The sequence below is a fragment of the Moorena sp. SIO4A5 genome, from assembly GCF_010672005.1.
GTDB lineage: Bacteria > Cyanobacteriota > Cyanobacteriia > Cyanobacteriales > Coleofasciculaceae > Moorena.
In genome coordinates this window covers 1-21286 of the sequence record NZ_JAAHHZ010000103.1, presented here as the reverse complement: position 1 = coordinate 21286, position 21286 = coordinate 1, and the positions used below count along the sequence as shown (strand labels likewise).

General features: G+C 44.5%; 21 protein-coding genes. 11 read left to right on the top strand and 10 right to left on the bottom strand.

All coding sequences use genetic code 11. The annotated features are described in order from the left end of the window. Nucleotides 1-156 precede the first annotated feature (156 nt). The 5 genes from F6K57_RS25130 to F6K57_RS25110 all read right to left on the bottom strand — a co-directional run bounded on the left by F6K57_RS25130 (nt 157) and on the right by F6K57_RS25110 (nt 6272). Nucleotides 157-411: an AbrB/MazE/SpoVT family DNA-binding domain-containing protein gene (locus F6K57_RS25130; RefSeq protein ID WP_293071342.1), complete on the bottom strand. Its 255-nt coding sequence runs from the start codon at nt 409-411 to the stop codon at nt 157-159. 297 nt (nt 412-708) lie between these two features. Next, nucleotides 709-4158, bottom strand: a complete 3450-nt coding sequence (locus tag F6K57_RS25125; protein WP_293071341.1) for a CHAT domain-containing protein — start codon at nt 4156-4158, stop codon at nt 709-711. Continuing rightward, complete coding sequence (locus F6K57_RS25120; RefSeq protein WP_293071340.1) at nt 4155-5444, bottom strand: AAA-like domain-containing protein; 1290 nt, start codon at nt 5442-5444, stop codon at nt 4155-4157. Before F6K57_RS25120 ends, F6K57_RS25125 begins: the two co-directional genes overlap by 4 nt. 88 nt (nt 5445-5532) lie before the next feature. Beyond that, on the bottom strand, nt 5533-5868 hold the full coding sequence (locus F6K57_RS25115) for a XisI protein (protein WP_075900259.1): 336 nt from the start codon (nt 5866-5868) through the stop codon (nt 5533-5535). Next, nucleotides 5856-6272: an element excision factor XisH family protein gene (locus F6K57_RS25110; RefSeq protein ID WP_293071339.1), complete on the bottom strand. Its 417-nt coding sequence runs from the start codon at nt 6270-6272 to the stop codon at nt 5856-5858. Before F6K57_RS25110 ends, F6K57_RS25115 begins: the two co-directional genes overlap by 13 nt. 308 nt (nt 6273-6580) lie before the next feature. On the opposite strand from F6K57_RS25110, the gene F6K57_RS25105 reads away from it, so the two are divergent. The 3 genes from F6K57_RS25105 (at nt 6581) to F6K57_RS25095 (ending at nt 10209) form a co-directional block, all read left to right on the top strand. Continuing rightward, the gene (locus F6K57_RS25105; RefSeq protein ID WP_293071338.1) at nt 6581-6793 is read left to right on the top strand and encodes a hypothetical protein; all 213 of its coding nucleotides are present in this window, start codon (nt 6581-6583) and stop codon (nt 6791-6793) included. A 499-nt stretch (nt 6794-7292) separates the two neighbouring features. Then, entirely contained in the window at nt 7293-9194 is a 1902-nt protein-coding gene (locus F6K57_RS25100; protein WP_293071337.1) for an iron uptake porin, read from the top strand. Nucleotides 9195-9819: 625 nt separating this feature from the next. Beyond that, nucleotides 9820-10209: a CVNH domain-containing protein gene (locus F6K57_RS25095; protein ID WP_293019211.1), complete on the top strand. Its 390-nt coding sequence runs from the start codon at nt 9820-9822 to the stop codon at nt 10207-10209. Nucleotides 10210-10501: 292 nt separating this feature from the next. Here F6K57_RS25095 and psbA read toward each other — a convergent pair whose 3' ends face one another. Next, nucleotides 10502-11581, bottom strand: a complete 1080-nt coding sequence (psbA, locus tag F6K57_RS25090; RefSeq protein WP_271968296.1) for a photosystem II q(b) protein — start codon at nt 11579-11581, stop codon at nt 10502-10504. Nucleotides 11582-11817: 236 nt separating this feature from the next. On the opposite strand from psbA, the gene F6K57_RS25085 reads away from it, so the two are divergent. The 5 genes from F6K57_RS25085 to F6K57_RS25065 all read left to right on the top strand — a co-directional run bounded on the left by F6K57_RS25085 (nt 11818) and on the right by F6K57_RS25065 (nt 15026). Next, nucleotides 11818-12006 carry a hypothetical protein gene (locus tag F6K57_RS25085; protein ID WP_293071336.1) on the top strand — a complete coding sequence of 63 codons (189 nt, stop codon included), beginning with the start codon at nt 11818-11820 and terminating at the stop codon, nt 12004-12006. After that, entirely contained in the window at nt 11993-12151 is a 159-nt protein-coding gene (locus F6K57_RS25080) for a hypothetical protein (RefSeq protein ID WP_293071335.1), read from the top strand. Before F6K57_RS25085 ends, F6K57_RS25080 begins: the two co-directional genes overlap by 14 nt. Before the next feature lie 284 nt (nt 12152-12435). Further along, nucleotides 12436-12645, top strand: a complete 210-nt coding sequence (locus F6K57_RS25075; protein WP_293071334.1) for a hypothetical protein — start codon at nt 12436-12438, stop codon at nt 12643-12645. 257 nt (nt 12646-12902) lie between these two features. After that, nucleotides 12903-13898, top strand: coding sequence for a LysR family transcriptional regulator (locus F6K57_RS25070; protein WP_293037108.1), 996 nt, complete (start codon nt 12903-12905; stop codon nt 13896-13898). A gap of 30 nt (nt 13899-13928) precedes the next feature. Continuing rightward, nucleotides 13929-15026 carry an anthranilate phosphoribosyltransferase family protein gene (locus tag F6K57_RS25065; protein WP_293037110.1) on the top strand — a complete coding sequence of 366 codons (1098 nt, stop codon included), beginning with the start codon at nt 13929-13931 and terminating at the stop codon, nt 15024-15026. A 293-nt stretch (nt 15027-15319) separates the two neighbouring features. Here F6K57_RS25065 and F6K57_RS25060 read toward each other — a convergent pair whose 3' ends face one another. Then, complete coding sequence (locus F6K57_RS25060; protein WP_293071333.1) at nt 15320-15862, bottom strand: hypothetical protein; 543 nt, start codon at nt 15860-15862, stop codon at nt 15320-15322. Nucleotides 15863-16166: 304 nt separating this feature from the next. Between F6K57_RS25060 and F6K57_RS25055 the strand changes: the two genes are divergently transcribed. Then, on the top strand, nt 16167-16868 hold the full coding sequence (locus F6K57_RS25055) for a hypothetical protein (RefSeq protein WP_293071332.1): 702 nt from the start codon (nt 16167-16169) through the stop codon (nt 16866-16868). Between the two features lie 444 nt (nt 16869-17312). Here the strand turns inward: F6K57_RS25055 and F6K57_RS25050 are convergent, their stop codons facing one another. Then, nucleotides 17313-18242, bottom strand: a complete 930-nt coding sequence (locus F6K57_RS25050) for a hypothetical protein (RefSeq protein WP_293071331.1) — start codon at nt 18240-18242, stop codon at nt 17313-17315. A gap of 462 nt (nt 18243-18704) precedes the next feature. On the opposite strand from F6K57_RS25050, the gene F6K57_RS25045 reads away from it, so the two are divergent. Then, nucleotides 18705-18866, top strand: a complete 162-nt coding sequence (locus F6K57_RS25045; protein WP_293071330.1) for a hypothetical protein — start codon at nt 18705-18707, stop codon at nt 18864-18866. Nucleotides 18867-18891: 25 nt separating this feature from the next. Here the strand turns inward: F6K57_RS25045 and F6K57_RS25040 are convergent, their stop codons facing one another. Together F6K57_RS25040 and F6K57_RS25035 are read right to left on the bottom strand one after the other, a co-directional pair. Beyond that, complete coding sequence (locus tag F6K57_RS25040) at nt 18892-20148, bottom strand: transposase (protein WP_364304069.1); 1257 nt, start codon at nt 20146-20148, stop codon at nt 18892-18894. Then, nucleotides 20075-20578 carry an IS607 family transposase gene (locus tag F6K57_RS25035; RefSeq protein WP_293071329.1) on the bottom strand — a complete coding sequence of 168 codons (504 nt, stop codon included), beginning with the start codon at nt 20576-20578 and terminating at the stop codon, nt 20075-20077. Before F6K57_RS25035 ends, F6K57_RS25040 begins: the two co-directional genes overlap by 74 nt. Here F6K57_RS25035 and F6K57_RS25030 point away from each other — a divergent pair. Then, a complete protein-coding gene (locus F6K57_RS25030) occupies nt 20529-20708 on the top strand; it encodes a hypothetical protein (protein WP_293071343.1) in 180 nt (59 codons plus the stop codon). The two genes, F6K57_RS25035 and F6K57_RS25030, sit on opposite strands and share 50 nt — an antisense overlap. Nucleotides 20709-21286 lie beyond the last annotated feature (578 nt).

Below are 21286 nucleotides of genomic sequence, written 5' to 3'. Positions count from 1 at the left end.
GCCCCCCTAGCCCCCCAATTCTGGGGGGAACAAGAATCAATTTGCTGGTAAAAGTCCCCCGCCCCCCTAACCCCCCAATTCTGGGGGGAATTAGCGGATGCTTCGCTTTTTTACAGATGGGGATTTAAGGGGCTTGGATGTAGCAAATGAGACTTCTCAGACAACCTCTAAGCTAATATTGGCTCTCTCAGAGATGGCGCTTTCCATGTCTTCGAGGGTAGCTGGTACTTTACCTGGTCGATGCAGGATCCCTGACAAGGTTTCCACTGGAACATTGAGAGGAAACATTTTCACTTGACCGTCTTCGTCAATAACGAACTCGACTCTACTACCGCTGACAAGGTTAAGATGCTCCCGAATTTCTTCGGGGAGAGTGATTTGCCCGGTATCGGTGACTGTTGTGCTGAACATGGCTAGGATGGTTGTGATTAAGCTTTTACTGATAGTTTAACAAACCAATAAACTATTTTCATAAGGCATCTAAGTCGATTATCCTGTATTTTATAGGCTGTCGAAATGTTCTTAAAGTAGACGATAGATGAAACGATAAATATGGCATTGATGAATATCAAAATGGTTTGACCATAAAGGGAGATTTTTTGATAGCATTATTTGGAGCAGTGGAAAGCTGATCAATTCCTATATATTTTATTTTTTTGGATAGCTCTAATCAAGAATTACCGAAACTAACATCCTTGTCATAGCTCCTTAGCGCCAGTCACCGATTAGAACAAAGGGTGCCCAGTAATTGGGATGACTGAATGGATCATTTTTTAACAGAGTTAACTGAGCACGGCGCAGGGCTTCAGCTTTGGTAACGTTCCGTTGAGTGAATTCTTGGTAAAACTGAACCATAAGCTCAGCAGTGGATTCGTCGTTAACAGCCACCAGAGTGCCCAGGATACTGCTTACTTTAGATCTTAGGGCTAATCCCGCTAATCCAAAAGGTGTTTGATTATTCCCTACAGCACCTCCACAACTACTGAGCACGAGTAATTCAATCGGGTCGAATTTTTCCTGTTCTCTTGAACCCAGTAACTCCTCAAAGTCCTTGGCTGTAATTTTTTTGTCCCAAGCCAATATAAATGTATCTTCTGAAGAAAACTGTCCATGGGTTCCCAAGTGAACTACAGGGAAGGAAGAGGAGTTAAGTGCGTTTTTCAGGGCTGTACTAGTGAAGCTCTGATTGAGTAGAACTGAACTCGGTATCATTGAGCTAATTTGTTCTACCTCCTTCTCAACTCCAGGTGATGATCCAAAATATTGGCGGCCTCCAAAATCTTGGCGACCTTGAGAAACTCCAGCAATCAAACCTCTTAAAGGTCTGTGTACCTGGGGCTGAGGCTCTAGTATCTGTAAACCAGGGGTAACAGCAATGGCATATTTTTCTACTAAATACTGCTGACCATCGTGGAGAGCTGCTATAGGAATATCTCTTAGCCCAATATTTGGCACAAATACGAGAGTCTTGATGCTGCTTTTAGCTAATTCAGTTTCTGCTGGTTTAATAAGCCATTTGTAAACTTGATTTCGATAAGATCTCAGACGTCGCCATGGACTCAATAATAGTCGTTGCATATTCTTAAGCGTTTCCTCAACTTCTTCTGCAGATAAAGGTGTTGAGTAGCGGTGCAATGGTTGACCGGGCAAGTGAAGAATTACTTCTAACCGGTCGTCCAAAATAATAGGATAGATTACTGCTGCTTGGGAATCAATCTGATCAATTTGGATTAGATTAGGATTCAAGGGAACTATCTCACGGAAGTTATTGAGTTGAGTCAAATGGAGAGATTCAATAACCTGACGAACTTTTATCAGAGTTTGCTGGTTAGAGCCAGTTTCTTCAGAATCTAAAAGTGACCCAATAAACTCCTGATAAACACTCTCTACAATTTCTCCAAAATAAACCCGTATAGCTGGATTTATCCTAGTTAAATCACTACCTACTAATTGGATAGTATCAAAAGCTTTGGCGTAAGCAGACGATGCTCCTTGAGTATCTCCTTGAGCTGCGAGTAAACGAGCTTGGGTATTTAAAGATTGGGCAAGAAGAGCTGAGTGTTCTAGAGAGTTGATCTTATCTGAATTTGCTAATAGTTTCAAACTTTCTGAAACTGCCTTCTTGGCCTGATCAAACTCCTCAAGTTGCTGATAAGCAATGGAAATATTGCTCAGCAGCATGGCTTGTTTGAGTTCATAATCTTGAATCTGAAAGGACAGAGCGGCTTGTTCCCAGGCTCTTTCTGCCTTAGAGCGCTTATTGGCTTTGTAAAGTTCTCCACCTAGTTCAGATAGCTGCGAGACATATTTAACTTCTTCCTTTGCCTGGTCACGTTCTATTTTGGCAGAATCAACCTGGCGATTCGCTTCTAGCACTCGAATTGCTGCTATTTTTACAGAAATCCCAGCTCCCAATAACGCTAAAATTAAGACACCCAACCCGAAAAGCATCTGTCGTTTTGCTTTCCGATTCGCCTCAGTTAGTACCAGATTTATCTTCTGGGCAGCTTCCCTATCTTTCCTCTCTCTCTCTAATTCCGCATCTCGTTCTTTTTGAGCGATTTGCTCCTCTATCTGCTTTTTCTCACTTGCTGCCAGAAACTGTTGATCCTGATAACTTAAATTCTTACCCTTTGCCCAAGCTTGAGCATTCTTTAGAGTTTGACCGCGCAACAATAGTGACTGATCCTGACAATCCGACGCCACCCAAGCCCTAAAGGCTTCCGAATAGGGACGTAACTGGGCTAATTCTTGGTTAATCCAGTGCTGATTAAAGACTTCACGGTAGATCGGGTTATAGACTTTAAGAACTGGAGACGATCCAAGTCTGTGCTTGACCACTAACCCAGATAACTGTAACTTCCCCTCCTCAAAACTGTTATTAGCAACTACTTCCCCCTGCTGCCACACCTGCTGATACAATTCCAACAAATAGGCAGCCCGTTGCTCATTACAAAGAATGCGATCGCGTATAGTCTTCAAGTGTTCTGGTTCATCGGTAGCTTCCCAGTTGTCGATAAAATGCGATCGCACTAACCTCTCAATCCACTCCTTCTCCCTCTCCCCCCTTGTTAAGGGCTTCTCAATCCATACCTTCTCCCTCTCCCCCCTTGTTAAGGGGGGTTGGGGGGGATCCAAACTTGTCAAGGGCTTCTCAATCCATGCTTTCTCCTTCTCCCCCCTTGTTAAGGGGGGTTGGGGGGGATCCAAACTTGTCAAGGGCTTCTCAATCGATTCCTTCTCCTTCTCCCCCCTTGTTAAGGGGGGTTGGGGGGGATCCAAACTTGTTAAGGGGGGTTGGGGGGGATCCCAACACCCAGAACTCACCTTCTCAATCCATACCTTCTCCCTCTCCCCCCTTGTTAAGGGGGGTTGGGGGGGATCCCAACACCCAGAACTCACCACCAACTGACAAAGCTTTTGAGTAAGAAACGGTTGTCCTCCTGTCCACTTTACTATCTCCTGGATCACAGCCTGGGGGTTACTGACATGTCCCTCCAATCCCTTGACTAACGGCTCAACTTCATGGAGTTGAAAGCCATGTAACTCAACAGCTCGTCCAATATTAAACGGGGTGCGGTCTTTATCTGCTATTAAATCCCCTGGTGTCGCCACCCCCAACAGCACAAAACTGATGCGATTATAAGCAGAATTTTCCGCCCGTTTGTTATAACAGGCTCGAATTAGGGCAAAGAAGTCATCTTTAAACGCCAGTTGCAGAACGCTATCAATTTCATCAATAAAAATAACAATCCGTTCGGCAATTTGGATCAGTAATACCTCTTCGATAAACTCTCGAAAAAGCTGTACTGGGGGAATATCTTTGTGCTCATTGAGCCAGCTGCGAAATGATAATTTATCCTGGAGACCGAATCGGTTAATCAGAGTTTTGGTTAAGCCGCCATACCATTTCTCTGGGGTAACCTGTTGGGTTCCTAATTCCGTAATATCAATTGATGCACAAGCCACTCCCTGGTTTTGCAGCCGTTTCATGGTTCGCACTCTCAGGGAAGACTTCCCCATTTGGCGGGAATTCAAGACATAGCAAAACTCTCCAGCCAGCAACTGCTGATAAAGTTCCCCATCAGCGGTACGCACCACATAAGTAGTAGCATCCGGTGGTAGGCATCCCCCAACCTGATAGGCTCCTGTACTCATAGCAGTTCTCCAAGGCGGTCTCTAAAATACTGTCGATATAAATTACAACTGAGCCTGACCTGATTGCCCTGCTTTTTCACTAGCCCCATGCTGTACAACTTATAGGCTGCTATCAAGTCCAGATGCACAGGAGCGTTAGCATCAATCACCTGTAACAGTGCTTTGGCCAAGTCTGGGTGTGGTTGCAGCATCCGCCACAGATGTCGCAGGTGGTTAGCGTAGATGCCAGCATCTGTAGGAGCGGCTTGCAACAGTTGCGCTAGGGAGTCATTACCGTTGATTTGGCAGTGAGATAAGGCTTGCTGTACTAGATCAGGATGACCTCCCACCATCTCCATCAGTTGCTCCACAAGGGATTCACTCCAATCCTGTCCATGTTGTCGGGCTAATTCCTGGACTTGTTGGGGGGTAAATTCTGGTAATTCAATGGGCACTCCCACATTAAACGGGGATTCATTAATATTGAGGGGAATATAAACGTCTGTGGAATGGACAACCACCAACCGCAACCGTTTCCAGACCTGTTCCACTTTCCCCCGTTCGTGCCACGCCCTCAGCAATCCCAAAAATTCTGAAGCTACCTCAGGGTAGGGAAAAACTCGGTCTACTTCATCGAGACATAAAACCACGGGAGCGCCAGCTTCAGGCAGAAGATAGTTCTCAAAGTATTCGGTACAATCCACTTTAGCCGTGGAAAAGTCTTCATCCCAATAGTCTCTTAACCGATTCGGTATCTTCAAGGTTTGGCCAACACTGATACAAAACCACTTGAACAATCGATCGACATCGGTCAAGTCATTGCTATGGGCTAAGTGGAAATTTACATAGGCCTTTCGGTAGCCCTTCTCCGCAAACTGATCCAACATTCTCACCATCAGCAATGTCTTCCCCATCAGCCTCGGGGCTTTAATCCTGACCAACGCACCGGGACCTAAAAGGGCTTGATAACAAGACTGTTCAATGGGAGGACGTTGGACATAAATCAATGAAGAGTCTTCTTCAGGGCAGTGTGTGATCACTACCTCTGAGTTTATTGTTCCATGGGCTGACGTATCATTAGTATTTTCGTCAAAGAATGCTATGGCGTTCCAGTCTTGCCCCAGTTTTTCACTAATTTCTTTGAAATTCAGGTTATCTACAGGTCTGCCATTGAGATAATTATTGACGGTTGATAGAGATATCAATAACTCGTCAGCTAGGTCTTTCTGGCGAGGGAAACCGTTGCGTTGAACGGCTAGTTTGACCTGGTCAATATACTCTGGGCGAACTCTCAGTGAGCGTGGCATGGTCTAGGTGAGATGAGCTACTCAAACTATAACGCTCTTTCCTAGGGACTTAGCCCAAGTCAGTTACAACTCAGGCATAACTCACCTTTTATCCTACGGCAAATTCTGTCAACTTACGTGCATTGGGGTCATGATAACCGATGACAATTTCTGACTTAGGTACTCCTAATTCTACGAGCTCATTGGCTACACCCACCTCAGTACCATCATGTTGAATCCAGATTTTTCCTCCTTTAATATCAATATGGATCAACGAACCACAAACTCGGCGGTCACCTTCCCAGCCAACTGTTACTAGTAAGTAATGATCATCGTTGTGGTCAAAAACTGTAAATTGTTCAATCTCACCATAAGAAGGTACAAACTGTTTATGTCGATCTAAAACCTGCTGAATCCATTGCCGATACTGGTTCAATCGTTCCACTGTACAACTACCTCCTCGTCTGGGTCAAAAACTACTAGTTTTACCTTGTACTCTTTTACGCTTAACTGTCCTAGCTCCTCAAGAAAAAAGTTGCGATATACTTTACTCGGTACGGCTAGAAAAAGTACTCTACCTGGCTCTTTTACCTTTAAAACAACGCGATAATTCATAAATTGTCCGAGTGCAGTGTGAAATTCTGAGGTAGTAGAAGGTGCTAAAAAACTCTTGACCTCTACAGCAATTCGCCTCTGATCTTTTTGAGCAGCAATTAAACGTTCTGCTCCTAAGTCTACCTCAAGACGACCAGATGATAGTTCTAGAATTAGAGGGTCATGAGTAATAGTCCAACCGTCCTTGTTGAGAGCTGTTTTGACTACTTCATGGTAAAAGTCCTTAGCGGCCATAAAAGTGCATGATTATAAGAGGTTAGTAATTTTATATATAGCTAATGTTGGTGCTATATTATCGTAAATAAAAATGAGATTTTACCATATTATGCTCAGAAAATTTGGGGCTGATAAATGTCATTACTTAGCTCTCCACTTAATCGCTCGCTCAAAAAAAGTGGTACACTCTAAGTATACTAGCCAAACTATATTCAATTTTTATATTGACCAAAAATCAGAGGGCGTAAGCCCTCTTTGCTTGTGAGTTAGCCCAACTCAAGTACAACTCACGCATAACTCACTTCCGCCTGTTTCTCTATTCCCTGTTGCTAGCTTGCCTATTCCCGGTTCCCTTGGCTAATGCGATCGCATTGGCAATGGCCACGCCAGTTACTCCCCAAACCCAGACCCCACACCTGAGTCTGTTTCCCGATTCCCGATTCCCGATTCCCGATTCCCGATTCCCGATTCCCGATTCCCGATTCCCGATTCCCGATTCCCGATTCCCGAATTTAATAATTGTTTATTGTTACTTATAATAGTATTAATTAAAATAAATATTTATAATATATCAAAAATTTGGATTACAGCGGTTAAACCCGATTTAATATCGGATTTTATTGTCATAATTACATCGATACTATGCTCTAATCCCATAAAGCCAAAATTTTTTGTATTAAAAAATACAAACAAAACCTCCATCCAAGGTAATTCTTAAATCGGTAAAGTTAATCGTCTCTTAAACTATCCCTTGATCAAAAACTGATCAAAAATGGCTCAAATGAGACTAAGTCAGGACAAACGACCATGACGGTATCGGAAGATGAGCAGAAGAACTACCAGAATTCTGAAGCTGGTATTTCCTGATCTGTTATCTCTGTGTGCCATATTGTCATCAATTTGTCATAAATTAGTGACATACCTAAAAAGAGACCGTAGTCGTGTTGACTTGATCCAGAGGTGCGACCCGTGGCGAATTTAATAATTAGATCCGGAAAGCGCACCTATCAAAACCCTGATTGTGTGTGAGGAAACCCTGTGAACAGATCAAAAAATTTGTGGCTCTCTGTGCTAAAATCGCCCACCTTGTTTGTTGGGGCAACCCTATTGATTTCATCCTCAGCAGTAGCAGCAACTGAGGAAGCTTTGCCAGAAGAGACAATCTCTCAAGAATCCGCTGTCAACCCTACCACTACAGTAGAAACACTGACAGTAGAAGCACTCCCTGAGGTCACCTCCCTAACTCAGTCTGTTCTTCCCTCTGATCTACCATTAGTGGCTGATGCCTCTACTGGGCATACGGTTGATATCAGTAATTCCAATAGTGATTCTGCTATAGAATCAGTTACCTCATACGGTGATGGGGAAACTGCAGAAGATGACTTGATGGGACCGGTGACTGGTGTTTCTCAACTAAATGGAGAGATTGTAGAAGATGACTCCATGGAACAAGTCACTAATGTGTCTCAACTCAGAGATGTTTCCCCTGGAGATTGGGCTTATGAAGCATTACGCTCTTTGGTAGAACGCTACGGCTGTATTGCTGGTTATCCTAATGCTACCTTCCGAGGTAACCGAGCCTTGACTCGCTACGAATTTGCTGCTGGTTTGAATTCCTGTTTGAACCAGATTGAGCGTTTACTGGGGGGCGTTACTGGAGATTTTATCACCCGTGAGGACTTAGAAGGTCTGCAACGGTTAATACAGGAGTTTGAAACAGAACTGGCTACCCTAGGGGCACGAGTAGATAACCTAGAAGGACGAGTAGCGTTCTTAGAAGACCATCAGTTTTCCACCACCACTAAACTCAAGGGTGAGGTGATCTTTGCTCTAGCTGATGCCTTTGGAGGGGATGCTGATGATGTTCAGACCGTTTTTCACAACCGGACTCGTCTCAACTTCTTAACCAGTTTTACCGGTAAGGACATGCTCCAAACCCGTCTCCAGGCTGGGGATGCCCCAACTTTGATCACAGGGGCTGGTGGTGAACTGGCCGGAACTCAAGAAGGTCGCTTTACCTACGATGGACCGAGCGGTAATGACGTTATTATTGATATCTTGCGCTATAAGTTCCCCCTAGGGGATAAAGTAACGGTTCAACTGTTGGCTAACCGAGCACTGCATCACTATTACGTCGATACCGTTAACCCTTTCTTTGAAGGTCGTGCTGGTGGTTCCAATGCTATTACCCGTTTTGCTGAACGTAATCCCATCTATCGGATTGGGCCATTCGGTGCTGGGGCTGCTCTTGCCATCAAGCCCATCAAGGATGTTCGGATTGATTTAGGTTACATCTCCAACACCGCTAGCAATCCTCAAGAAGGCCAGGGTCTATTCAATGGCAACTTTTCTGCGATCGCTCAGTTGGTTTATGGTAGTGATTTCAAAGTTGGATTCACCTACATTCGGGGTTACGAAGATAATGCTGATGGACGACCCCGTTTAATCCTAGGGGGTACTGGCACGGCTCTAGCTAATCTCAATCCAGCAGCCTTGGGGAATGCTACCAGTTTAGGCACCGTTGACTTTGATAGCGCAAAAGTGGAAAGTAACTCTTTCGGTGTTCAAACCTCTTTGAGACTTACCCCCAACATCGTACTCAATGGCTGGGCAGGCTACACCGATGCTGAGTTGATTGGCTTGGGTGATGCGGAAATTTGGAACTTTGCTGCTGGTATCGCTTTTCCCGATTTGGGCAAAAAAGGTAATCTGGCGGGAATTTTTGGTGGTGCGGCACCAACCCTCAGAGGACTGGATTTAGATGATGGCAACAGTAACTTTGACAATGATTTTGCCTACCAGGTTTCAGCGTTCTATAAGTATAAACTCAACAACAACATCTCCGTTACTCCTGGTGTAGTTTGGCTTTTGAATCCTAACCAAAGTTCTGACAATGATGACGTGGTGATCGGTACCCTCAGAACCACTTTCACCTTTTAAACTTTAGGCTCGACGTCCGGCGCTCGACCCACCTATGGTTGGTGAGCGTCGGTATCAAAGCTTTTAGGGAAATTTGGCTGGAAATTTTACTAGGAAAATTTTATTACCGAGCAAGCCTCCTCACCACTGTCATCCGTTTGCTTACAAGAAGTGGGACCCCAAAACCTCCATAGCCTCACTATCGGTAGCGATCCCTTGAAGGCGCTAGCCCTTCAGGCTAATCGCGAAGCGGGACCCCAAACCATCCATGCCATCGCCACTGACCAATTCATGTTTTGAGAAATTTGTCAATTTGTAAAATCTAATACAAATTCGCCACTTTCACCCCTTTGGGATTCCCTGTTGAACCCTAGGCTAGGCAAAGGGAAAGGCCAAAGCGTCCATGCCATCGCCACTGACCAATTCATGTTTTGAGCAGTTTGTCAATTAGTAAATTTTGATACAAATTTGCAGGATTATAAGCACTTTTCGATCTAGATAGTGAAGTATTGACCACCCAGAAATTTTTAACTAGATTTGATTTGTAAGCCTAAATCAGGGTTACCTGACACCATGCGGCAGATTTATTAACACGCTGCAATGGTTTTTAGATGCTAGTTAGTTTCCATTTTTGGAGTTAATGATCATGAAAGGTCTTTTGAAGACAATTGCTTGTTTTCTGTTTACCGTGGCAATCTCCTTTGGTGTATTGGCCAATAATGCTTTTGCAGGTGACTTTAGCCGCAGTTGCTCTGTTCCCCATGTTAGTGATTCTGAGTTATGCGCTTATTGTTACACGGCCCATCATGATTTAAACTACACTTGTATTGACCTGAACCCTTACATTGAAAATCTTGATGGTAATCTTGTCTGGCAACCTTACAACTTCATTGAGACTTGCCAGGATACTTACATCTCCGGTGAAAGTATCATGAATGCTAAGTGCCAGAAACGTAATGGAGACTTGAATGAGACCAGCATTGATCTAGATGAGCACATTGCCAACGATGATGGCAATCTCGTATACGAGCCATAGATAGAATTTATTGAATTCTGTCTGGTGAGCATCCCTACCAAATAGTGGCTAGCTGTGCTCAATCAAAACTCAACAATTAGTTGAATTAGTAATGGGTGAAACTGCCAATTTTGGTCGGTTTCACCCATTACTAATTAAGCTGAGAGCTGAGAGCTGAGAGCTGAGAGCTGATAGCTCAGAGATGAGAGCTAATAGCTGAGAGCTGATAGCTGAATGCTTACTATCAAACAAAAAAGCGCTCCCCATATGGAGAGCGCTTTTTATTAACTTAGCGTATTAAACCAAGTTGAAATTAACCGTTGATGACTGGAGCAGTCAAAGCTACAGGAGTAGCTTCAGCCGCAGCTAGGTCTAGAGGGAAGTTGTGAGCGTTACGCTCGTGCATTACCTCGAAACCTAGGTTAGCCCGGTTAAGTACATCAGCCCAGGTGTTGATCACGTGACCTTGTGAGTCAATGATGCTCTGGTTGAAGTTGAAGCCATTCAGGTTAAATGCCATGGTGCTGATGCCCAGTGCAGTAAACCAGATGCCGATTACAGGCCATGCACCCAAGAAGAAGTGCAAGGAACGGCTGTTGTTGAAGGAAGCGTATTGGAAGATTAAACGACCGAAGTAGCCGTGAGCTGCAACGATGTTGTAAGTTTCTTCCTCTTGACCGAACTTGTAACCATAGTTCTGAGACTCAGTTTCAGTAGTCTCACGTACTAAGGAGGAGGTTACCAAAGAACCGTGCATTGCACTGAACAAGGAACCACCGAATACACCAGCTACACCTAGCATGTGGAACGGGTGCATTAGGATGTTGTGCTCAGCTTGGAACACAAACATGAAGTTGAAGGTTCCGCTGATACCGAGAGGCATACCATCGGAGAAAGAACCTTGTCCGATTGGGTAGATCAGGAACACGGCGCTAGCAGCTGCAACGGGTGCGCTGTAAGCGACGCAGATCCAAGGACGCATACCTAAACGGTAGCTTAGTTCCCACTCACGACCCATGTAGGCAAATACACCAATCAGGAAGTGGAACACTACCAACTGGTAAGGGCCACCGTTGTATAGCCACTCATCTAGAGAAGCAGCTTCCCAGATTGGGTAGAAGTGTAAGCCAATGGCGTTAGAAGAAGGAACAACAGCACCAGAGATGATGTTGTTTCCATACATCAGGGAGCCAGCAACGGGCTCGCGGATACCATCGATGTCCACAGGAGGAGCAGCGATGAATGCAATGATGAAGCAGGTGGTAGCAGCTAGCAGGGTTGGGATCATTAATACACCAAACCAACCTACATAGAGGCGGTTGTTGGTGGAGGTGACCCAATTGCAGAACTGAGACCACACAGAGGTGTTGCTCTGCTGTAATACAGTAGTCATGTTCTTATGATTACGGGTATGAATATGAACTTTTCGAGGTTCGTCCGGCTTGTGTGCGCCTTCATGTATTTATATTAAGCAATCTCTAAAGTTTTGTAAAGGGTTTTGCGAGTAATTTCACCTCAGGTTATTAAATAATGTAAATAAGTAAAACTTATATTAAATAAGTATTGACTTTATATTGTTATTGTGGTAAAGGAGTGGTTGAGAAAATTTTGGCGTTGCTGAATCTTTGAATGAATATTCGTAGAGTGGGCATCCTGCCCGCCCCAAAATATATTGAAACTGGCAAGATGCCAGTTCTACCAAGATGCCAGTTCTACCAAGATGCCAGTTCTACACAAGATGCCAGTTCTACACAAGATGCCAGTTCCACGCCTGATGCCTATTCCACAGGTGCGACATCTTTGAATGAATATTGGTAGAGTGGGCATCCTGCCCGCCCCAAAATATATTGAAACTGGCAAGATGCCAGTTCTACACAAGATGCCAGTTCTACACAAGATGCCAGTTCTACACAAGATGCCAGTTCCACGCCTGATGCCTATTCCACAGGTGCGACATCTTTGAATGAATATTCGTAGAGTGGGCATCCTGCCCGCCCCAAAATATATTGAAACTGGCAAGATGCCAGTTCTACACAAGATGCCAGTTCTACCAAGATGCCAGTTCTACACAAGATGCCAGTTCTACCAAGATGCCAGTTCCACAGGTGCGACCCAAGGCCGGGTTCCCCGGCCTAGGAGGCGCGCACCTAATCACTCTTAAAATCATTCCATTATTAAGCAACGCCAAAATTTTGGTGTAGGTCAGTAGACTAGGAAACGCGATGTTCCTTTGGAACCGCTTCGCGATTGACCTTGGCCAAAAGGCCACGCGCTTCGCAGCAAAGCGGGACGAAGTCCATCGCGTTTGGTCACGCGGGGCGCGTTCGCAATTCTCATACTGATCAGGTACACAGGATTTTTTACCACTCCACCTATGCCCATTTACCTATCTCCCGATTCCCAACTCCCGACTCCCGACTCCCTAAAACCCAGAACGAAAGTAACTCACCCAATTGAGAACTGCTATATATTGATCTATTTATTTATACTTTCTTAACATCCTGGATTGTTGACGGATCCAAAGCGCCCTGTTCTCCTTTCACCGTAACTGTCCCATTTGAAATTGGTGTACTTAGGTTTATTAGATTACATTAGTTGAGTTATGGATCTAGTTAAATCGGAAAGCGTCAATGTATCAAATTCTACCGAAGTTCCTCAAAAAATCTACTATGTTCAATTAATTATGATGAAACCTCATACACCTTAAACAAATCATGCGGATTGAGCAGTTGCAGGCATTTCTGGCAGTCACCCAGACAGGTAATTTTGGACAAGCGGCACAAAAATGCGGCGTAACACAATCGACTATCAGTAGACAAATTCAGTCTCTGGAAAGCTATCTGGGTATGCCACTGTTTCATCGCACTGCTCACGCCAAGTTGACTCTTGCAGGGGAACAGCTGTTACCCCGTGCTCGTAAAATCTGTCAAGAGTGGCAAACTGCTACCCAAGAATTAGCAGATTTGATCGCAGGGAAGCAGCCAGAATTGTGTGTAGCGGCAATCCAATCAGTCTGCGCTCACTACTTGCCACCGATCTTAAGGCAATTTTGTCAGGCCTATCCTCAAGTGCAGTTACGAGTGACGGCCCTCGGAAGCGATCGCTCTTTGAAGGTACTGCGAGATGGTCTAGTGGATGTAGCAATTGTGATGAACAATCGCTTTTTGACCACTAGTTCAGAGATGGTAGTTGAGGTACTCTACGAAGAGCCCATCGAAGTCCTGATGGCATCAGACCATCCCTTAGTCAACTATCAACCAGTGCCCTGGTCAGAACTGATTAAATACCCACAAGCAGTCTTTAAAAGTGGCTACGGGATGCAACGTTTAGTACAACAGCAGTTTTCCCGCCTAGGGGCTAATTTGCGGGCAGTTATGGAGTTAAATACCCTAGAAGCATTCCAAGGAGTAGTGCGCCAAGGAGAATTGATTGCCCTATTGCCCAAATCAGCCCTGATCAATGTACAGGAAGACTCTACTCTGGCTGTGCGTACCCTAGAAAAACTACCAGAATCCGTGGCTAGCTCCAACAAACTAGTTGGTAACCTCTCGGCCTTGGATTCCAAGTGGACTCGTCAAGTGGTCTTAGTCACGACTCGCGATCGCTTAGACATTCCACCAATTCAGCATTTTTGTCAACTGGTGCGTCAGCTGGACATGCCAACAGTTCAGGCTTGGAACCTCCAGCTGCCAGCCCTTGCTCAAGCTTGATCACTGTTTCCAGCTTTGGACTAATCGCCAATGAGTAATGCCTTCAGGGAATTATTAAAGAAAGTGGGCAGTGGTGTACACACTGGGAAAGCCTTAACTCGTGAGGAAGCCACCACTGCAACCCGCCTCATGTTGACACAAGAGGCTACACCAGCGCAAATTGGAGCATTTATGATTGCCCACCGCATCAAACGACCGACCAGTGAAGAACTGGCAGGAATGTTGGATGCTTATGACCAACTTGGACCAAGGTTACACCCCTGGGACATCAACCATGGGCAAGATGCCTCTCGGTCACTTTCTTCTTCTCCATCCCTGGGGATTACAGTGTTAGGAACACCCTATGATGGACGAAACCGTACTGCACCAGTCACACCCCTGACCGCCTTAGTCTTAGCTACTGCTGGGGTACCTGTGGTCATGCATGGGGGAGATTGTATGCCCACTAAGTATGGAGTCCCCTTGATTGAGATTTGGCAGGGATTGGGAATGGATTTCTCCCAACTTTCTATGCCCCAGGTGCAACAAGTATTGGAGACAACTGGCTTAGGATTTATCTATTTACCCCAGCATTTTCCCCAAGCTGATCAGTTAGTTTCCTACCGCGACCAAATCGGTAAACGTCCACCGATAGCAACCATGGAACTCCTGTGGTCTGCCTATAGAGGAGAGACTCATCATGTTGCCGGGTATGTTCATCCACCTACAGAAATCCTATTTAGACAGACATCTCAGCTGCGTCTGGTCAAGAATTTTACCTTTGTCAAAGGCTTAGAGGGTAGCTGTGACCTCCCACGCGATCGCACTGCCATCATAGCCATTAGTCAAGCATCAGCCAGTCAAGGGTTTGAGCGTTTGCTACTCCATCCGAGTGAATACGGTTTGGCTGGCAAGGAGTTACCGTTTGAGTCAACCACTACACTGCTGGCACACTACCAGGAAATCCTAAAGGGTAAATCCAACCCATTGATGCCAGCCGCTATCTGGAATGGTGGGTTTTATCTGTGGCGTTGTGGTGTTTGCCCAGATTTTAGAGCAGGTCTGGCCAAGGCTGAAGATTTATTCACCAGTGGTAATGTGGCTCAAAAATTTAACGAAATTGTTGATTACTTGCACAAGGTTAAATAAATAGAAGGTAAGTATTCAGCTATCAGCTATCAGCTATCAGCATATGCGCGAAGCGCACGCTACGCGAACAGCTAATCAGTCACAGGCTAGAAGCCTGTGCCACGGTACTTGATGTGCTTATGAGCATAGGGCAAGCTACACCGAACAGCTTTTGAATAAAATCGGTAAGCATTGGAATAATGCTGCAGTGTTGTCACAGGGCTTGTGGCCTGTGCCATAAAGCTGACTGCTGACTGCTGAGTGCTGTTCGCGCAGCGTGCGCTTCGCGCATATGCTTACAATACTCAACCAAATTACTGAACCAAGGTTCTCGCCGGAGGTGGCGCAAAGGTCGGAGACAATTGGGAGGGATATTGATCAACAGAAATACAAGTGTTTAGAGCCTTGTCAGGGCTAGCGACATTGGCACTATTCAAGCCAATAACACATTCAGAAAATTGCTCTGGCAGGAGGCTACGACGACAGTGATCCAGCACTGAGTTAGCATTTATGTTTTCAATCTGATTGTCAATATCAACCACACAGCTAGCCAATTCCAAAGGTCGTCGGACTCGTGTACAAGCACCTAAGGCTTTTTGGCCTACTAATGAGGTCAGTACCTTAATTTTCAGTACACATAAAGATAAATCCTCAGGTTGTAGTGCCTCTGAACAAGCTTGTGATGCGATTTCTGAAGTTATATTGGCCGCTTTAAGATCTTTGGCACACAAACTAAATCCATTCCCAGCAGTGGCAGAACCATTAGGAATCCCTAGGGTTACTAGGCCAGCGATTGCCAACTGAGTAGTACAAAATTTCAATAAAGATGTATGTCTAAACCTACTTTGCTGCTTCATAACTAGTCTTAGTCGATAAAATTTTATAAGCTATAAATTATAAGCTATCAATTATAAACAATCAAGGTATTGATTATGTTAGACGTTGATTAGGGTTCCGTGGTAAATCCATCACTAACTACCAATCAACTTAGGTCGTTTTTAACAACTTGCTATGATAGTCGATATTTTGAACCCCTAATCTGACAATTAGTCATTCTTTGTAAGCTATCCCTTAGGGATATCTAATCTGTTTATACCTATGCTTATGCGATTCTACCAATTTTTAAGTCAAACAGTTCGCTCACTTTACTCTAATAAGCAGGTGACTATGATCCTAATGCTAATGGCATTGTGTGTCAGCTGCTCCCCAAAAGAATCCCCTGACCTTGAGTTAGAACTCAGTGTAAAACCGGCCAGTCGTCCTGGTGCGTATACTGTATCCGGTAGTAGTAATCTACCTAACCAAAGTCAAATTGCTGTGGCTGCTATTCGCTATTTGCGTCCGACACAACAGCCTTTATTTGGTTCTAACCCCCTAGGCACCTATTCCATTTTGGATCGCCAAGTTGTTGAGGTAGACGAGCAGGGTCAATGGGAAGCTAGGCTTAACCTATGGGAGGTGGCACCAGATGGTCGCCTTCAGGAAGCTTGGCAAATCAATCAATTACAAGGACGATTCTCGGTTAGCCCCAATAATAGTGTCTCTTTCTTAGCTACCTATGAGCCCTATGGTCACCTAGGAAGGGCTGAAGAGCAACAGCCGCAGATTCCAGAGATGGAAGGTGACCTCGTCCGATTTAATAATGATGGTCAACCTTACGTAAAGGCAAGTTACACTCTACCGATAGCGCTACCTAGTGGCAGGAAATCAGTACCTAGCATTAGGGCAGCAGAACGCAATGGTGGCTGGGGAAACCGCTCAGAACTTAGACCCCAAAGATCGGTTAGTGGTAGTATTAGCCCACAAACCAATTTAAAAAATCAAAGCGATACTCCACTCTCGCCGTCAGAGTTTTTCCGATAAGACAAAACCTTTATCTTGGTTCATAGTTCATGGTCATGGTTCATGGTTGGTTACTATCAAGCCTGAACCATGAATAATATTAATAATAATACTAATTATAATACTCAGCAACACTGTGCAAGGTCTTAACCGACATACCCTAACAGTTTTATTTAATGAGCGCTATGATCGCGTTTTGTTGGCGCTTTTTGTGAACAGGATCAATGTGATATCAATTGTAACAATCCAGTAATTAGCTAATCCCAAATTAATCTATGGATAAATTGAGGTTATAATTGTGAATTTGGAAGGCAAAAATGGTCAACTAAATTCAGCAATTTTGACTAATTGCCAACAGTCAACTATCTATACATAACTATCTGGAGGAAATTCCAGTAGATGCTTTTTAGCTTATGGTTCGATAACAATGCACCCTAATCGTCTAACAACTTGTCTTAAACCTTCCTAACCCTTTACAGACCAGGACTTAACAAGTTGTTTGGATGCTCGATTGGCTACAGGTACCTCAATCCGTCGACTTTTCTGTGTGCCATCAAGGGCAGATTGTAAAGAAGCCATCTGAGTCATAATTGTTTGAAGTTGAGTGTTGAGTTGATCCAGCTGCTCGGGTTTTGGTGAACTCACCTGGATAGGTTGGGTGACTACAGGTTTTGTGCGCACAAAACCTAGAAACGTTTGTGCTGAGGCAAACTTCTGGGTTACATCCTCTACAGACCTTGTAGGGGTTGTTATGGAGGGCTCTTCAACAAAATTCGAGCTAGTCACTATAGTTTCAAAGACTGGCTGGAATTCAATGCTGTTATCCTGAGTTTCCGTAACCTTTTCTATAACTTTGTCGGTAACTTTGTCGGTAACTTTTTCCGGAAGGTTTTCTATAACTTTGTCGGTAACTTTGTCGGTAACTTTTTCCGGAAGGTTTTCTATAACTTTGTCGGTAACTTTGTCGGTAACTTTTTCCGGAAGGTTTTCTGTAACTGTTTTCGGGGTTTCTCCCTTATCTATAAAATCACTGAGTCCAGAAGCTTCCAAACTCGACAGAGAAAGCTTAAGGTCTTCTAATTCTTTTTCTTTTGCCTGGATATCCCCAGATAGAGTCGAAACTTTGTCCTGAGTTTGAGAAAATTTATGGGCGGAGTGTTGCCACCCTGAAATTGCCAAACTGGCTACACCGACTCCCAAACTTAAGGCTCCAACCAAGCCTAGGTAAGGGGGAGCAAGATCCTTAATTTCACCATCCATCCACTGTTCTCCCTGAATGCGAATGGATACTGGTTGTGAGCCAAAAATTGCTACTGGTAAGGACAGTACTGACAATACCGCTGCTGCAAGAAGAACGGGTTTAAAAAGGAATTTATTCAGAGGAGAGCCTGACATGTTGTATAGTTAACTGTTAAAACTACTCGTGTTACTATTTACCTCAAGGGCTGTTAGAGAAATTCCGCATGGTACGGTTTTTTCACTCTGGTTAGCATCTTGGCGTTTAAGCAGTGACTAGGAGAAACTACATGCTTTGAGTACCTGCTGCACTTTTTGCTTCTTCTAAAGTTAACCATGTCTATCAGCAATTTTCTGTAAATTACTTATGAATCGTCCCACCAGATTGTAAATTTTATGTGAAGTCTTTATAAACGTTAGCTTAGATAGGCCATTTTTCCAGCCAAAATGGCGGCAATCAGCAGCCAAAACCTGATTTATCCCAACTTCTCCAGATGAAACTGCTCTAATTGGCCAAAAAGCCTGCTGAAGCTGGCTGTTCTAGGTAGCTCCTAGTGGGAAAGTCTATAGCTAGGATCGGGCACCTGTAGGGGAAAATCACTGGCGTTGCTTAATAATGGAATGATTTTAAGAGTTTTGTGGAATGGGCATCTTGGTGGCACGGGCATCTTGGTGGCACGGGCATCTTGCCCGTTACAATTACCAAGCGGGCAGGATGCCCACCCTACTTATATTCATTCTAAGATTCAGCAACGCCAAATCAATAATACCGATACTTTTTAGCTACCAAAATCTACCAAAGTATACTTTAGCCCGCCAATGCAAGCTGATTTTTCAGCCAGGGTGTATCTACCAAAGCTCTCAGGAATATCCCACGAGCGCCATTGATGTCACGATCCATTACTTGACCATCAATTTTCGACTTAATAGTCTTGCTGCCGCCAATGTTAACTATCTCGCCCGTCCAACTAACCGTTTTGCTGGTATAAGCTTCGCAGACATCAACAACAATCTTTCCGGTCTCAGATACTTTTTGTTTGAGAAACTCTTTGAACCGATAATGGGCAAAAGAAAGCATATTGCGAACCGTTTTAGATCTAAGTTTTCGGTTGCGCTTCTTGGACATCTGAGACGTCTCAAAGGTAGGGAGCAATATTACATCAAAGTTGTCAACCAGGAATCTAGCCGCCTTGTGATGTAGTTCATTTACTAGGCTCTGAATTCTGAGCACCATCCTTCTGGCGGCTTTTCTCATTCGGTATTTTTGTTTTCCCTTAGCCTTACTGATCTTTGAAATCAGATTATCTAAGTGTTGACATAGACGCTGAATCCCAGAAAAGTCACCATGTCCTATTTTGCCAACGGAAGTCTGGCTAAAAAATGTCAAAAAAGTTCTAACACCAGGGTCTAACGCTACAACCCTACCTTGGTTTTCGGTTTTAATGTGGGCTGTTTTGTAAGGGACTACTAGGTAATAGTTCCCGTTAGTGCTAGTCAATCTACAATCACAAATGTTGCCAGGAAGTGTCTCAGCAAAGGTCAATGCACCTAACTTTGTGTGGTAAATTCCTTTTACAGAAACAGCCGATTTAGGAATGTAGCAAGACTGAACAGGATTTTTCCTAGAACGGAATCTAACCCGATTAATTTGTCCCAATTTTTTGTATTTTTTCTTGGCCTCTCTGACAGCGGTACAGGCATCCTTTATCGCTATAGATTTGATTTGATAAGGTACTGCCAAGCACCATTCAGGAAGATCGTTCAGGATACCAGTCTTAATGGCTTTCCAATTTGCTTTAATTTCGCCATTTTCAAGGATTTTGACGGTTTTGTTGAACACATAACGGGAAACTCCAAACCACCTTCTAATAGTTAAGCGTTGGTCAGCGTTTAGGAACAGTCGGATCTTCTTTGATTTTTGTCCCGTACTTTCTGAGTCCGTGGACTCTACAAGAGAAGACGTGAATGATTGAGAGAAGATTGACCTTTGGTCACCCTTCGCGATCGGCGGTAAGCTCTGAGGAGGGGCAACTTTCAGGGTTGTCGAGAACCAAGAGTTTTCCACCGTTGATACTGACCAAGTACTCAAAGAGTTCAAACCCGAATCGGGTGAGTCTGTCTCTACAGGCAACAACAATTGTGAGCTGGTCTCCTTGCATAAGCCGTTCCAGTATGGCTCTAAGCCCTTTTCTTTTGTAGTTGAGACCTGAGCCGATATCTTTGATGATTTCGGCGCTGGGGAAGAGGGAGTGCATATAGGCAACTTGTCTAGCGAGGTCGTCTCTTTGCTTTGTACTACTGACTCGGCAGTAGCAGATAGTGGCTGGCTGTTTTGATTGCCGCTTCCCAAGACTGAGCAGGCTTTGCGTATCAAAGAGCCTGTTTCCGCTTGGTGTCCTTTCGGATTGGATGGTGCCATTATCTGCGTACTTTCTGAGAGTATTTTTGGAGAGTCCGGTAAGTTCGACCGCCTTAGGTCGTGGTACTAATGCCATGTCTCTATCTTACCACATCATTGAAGGATTTGGTAGCAGATGGAATATTTTTACTAACTGTTCCCTAACCTCAATCGGTGTCTCACAAGTAAATACCCTGATCAGGAATGGGCTGAGGCCAGTAATTTAGATAACAATTTAGATTTAGATAACTATGCTGATGGTGGTATGATGCCATGACCAAGACTACATGCGATCGCTAACTGGGGAGTGGCACTCTTGTTACGGAAAACTTAAACGTTACTTACTCATAATAGCAGTTCTCAATTGGCTGAGGTACCTCGTTCTGGGTTAATGGGAATAGGGACTAGGGACTAGGGCGTGTTTTCTTGCCTCGGAGATCCCCCGTTTCCCTTAAAAAAGGGGGACGAGCGAGTATGGCTCCCCCCTTTTTTAAGGGGGGCTGGGGGGGATCATAATCTTGCGGAAAACTTTGAAAACACGCCCTAGGGACTAGGGACTAGGGAATACCTAGGCAGCACTGTCTTGGGGAGCTAGTTGCTAATCTGACTCCCCATCTTCCCACACCTGCCACACCTGCCACACCTGCCACACTTCCCATATTATCCCCATTTCCCCAAACCTGCCGCGCCCCCGCCTCAGACTATTCCCTGATCCGAAGTTCCCTATTCCCTACACGCAGCCTTATCAATTAACGTTTCATCAATCGCTGTCATCAACAACTCATTTACAGATATGCCCGATGCT

Bases quoted from the DNA above. Each gene is read 5' to 3' on its own strand.
- psbA (WP_271968296.1), bottom strand. From the start codon at position 11,581: ATGACTACTGTATTACAGCAGAGCAACACCTCTGTGTGGTCTCAGTTC.
- F6K57_RS25035 (WP_293071329.1), bottom strand. From the start codon at position 20,578: ATGGCATTAGTACCACGACCTAAGGCGGTCGAACTTACCGGACTCTCC.
- F6K57_RS25095 (WP_293019211.1), top strand. From the start codon at position 9,820: ATGAAAGGTCTTTTGAAGACAATTGCTTGTTTTCTGTTTACCGTGGCA.
- F6K57_RS25050 (WP_293071331.1), bottom strand. From the start codon at position 18,242: ATGTCAGGCTCTCCTCTGAATAAATTCCTTTTTAAACCCGTTCTTCTT.
- F6K57_RS25065 (WP_293037110.1), top strand. From the start codon at position 13,929: ATGAGTAATGCCTTCAGGGAATTATTAAAGAAAGTGGGCAGTGGTGTA.
- F6K57_RS25060 (WP_293071333.1), bottom strand. From the start codon at position 15,862: ATGAAGCAGCAAAGTAGGTTTAGACATACATCTTTATTGAAATTTTGT.
- F6K57_RS25085 (WP_293071336.1), top strand. From the start codon at position 11,818: ATGAATATTCGTAGAGTGGGCATCCTGCCCGCCCCAAAATATATTGAA.
- F6K57_RS25130 (WP_293071342.1), bottom strand. From the start codon at position 411: ATGTTCAGCACAACAGTCACCGATACCGGGCAAATCACTCTCCCCGAA.
- F6K57_RS25120 (WP_293071340.1), bottom strand. From the start codon at position 5,444: ATGCCACGCTCACTGAGAGTTCGCCCAGAGTATATTGACCAGGTCAAA.
- F6K57_RS25125 (WP_293071341.1), bottom strand. From the start codon at position 4,158: ATGAGTACAGGAGCCTATCAGGTTGGGGGATGCCTACCACCGGATGCT.
- F6K57_RS25080 (WP_293071335.1), top strand. From the start codon at position 11,993: ATGAATATTGGTAGAGTGGGCATCCTGCCCGCCCCAAAATATATTGAA.
- F6K57_RS25070 (WP_293037108.1), top strand. From the start codon at position 12,903: ATGCGGATTGAGCAGTTGCAGGCATTTCTGGCAGTCACCCAGACAGGT.
- F6K57_RS25110 (WP_293071339.1), bottom strand. From the start codon at position 6,272: ATGGCCGCTAAGGACTTTTACCATGAAGTAGTCAAAACAGCTCTCAAC.
- F6K57_RS25045 (WP_293071330.1), top strand. From the start codon at position 18,705: ATGATTTTAAGAGTTTTGTGGAATGGGCATCTTGGTGGCACGGGCATC.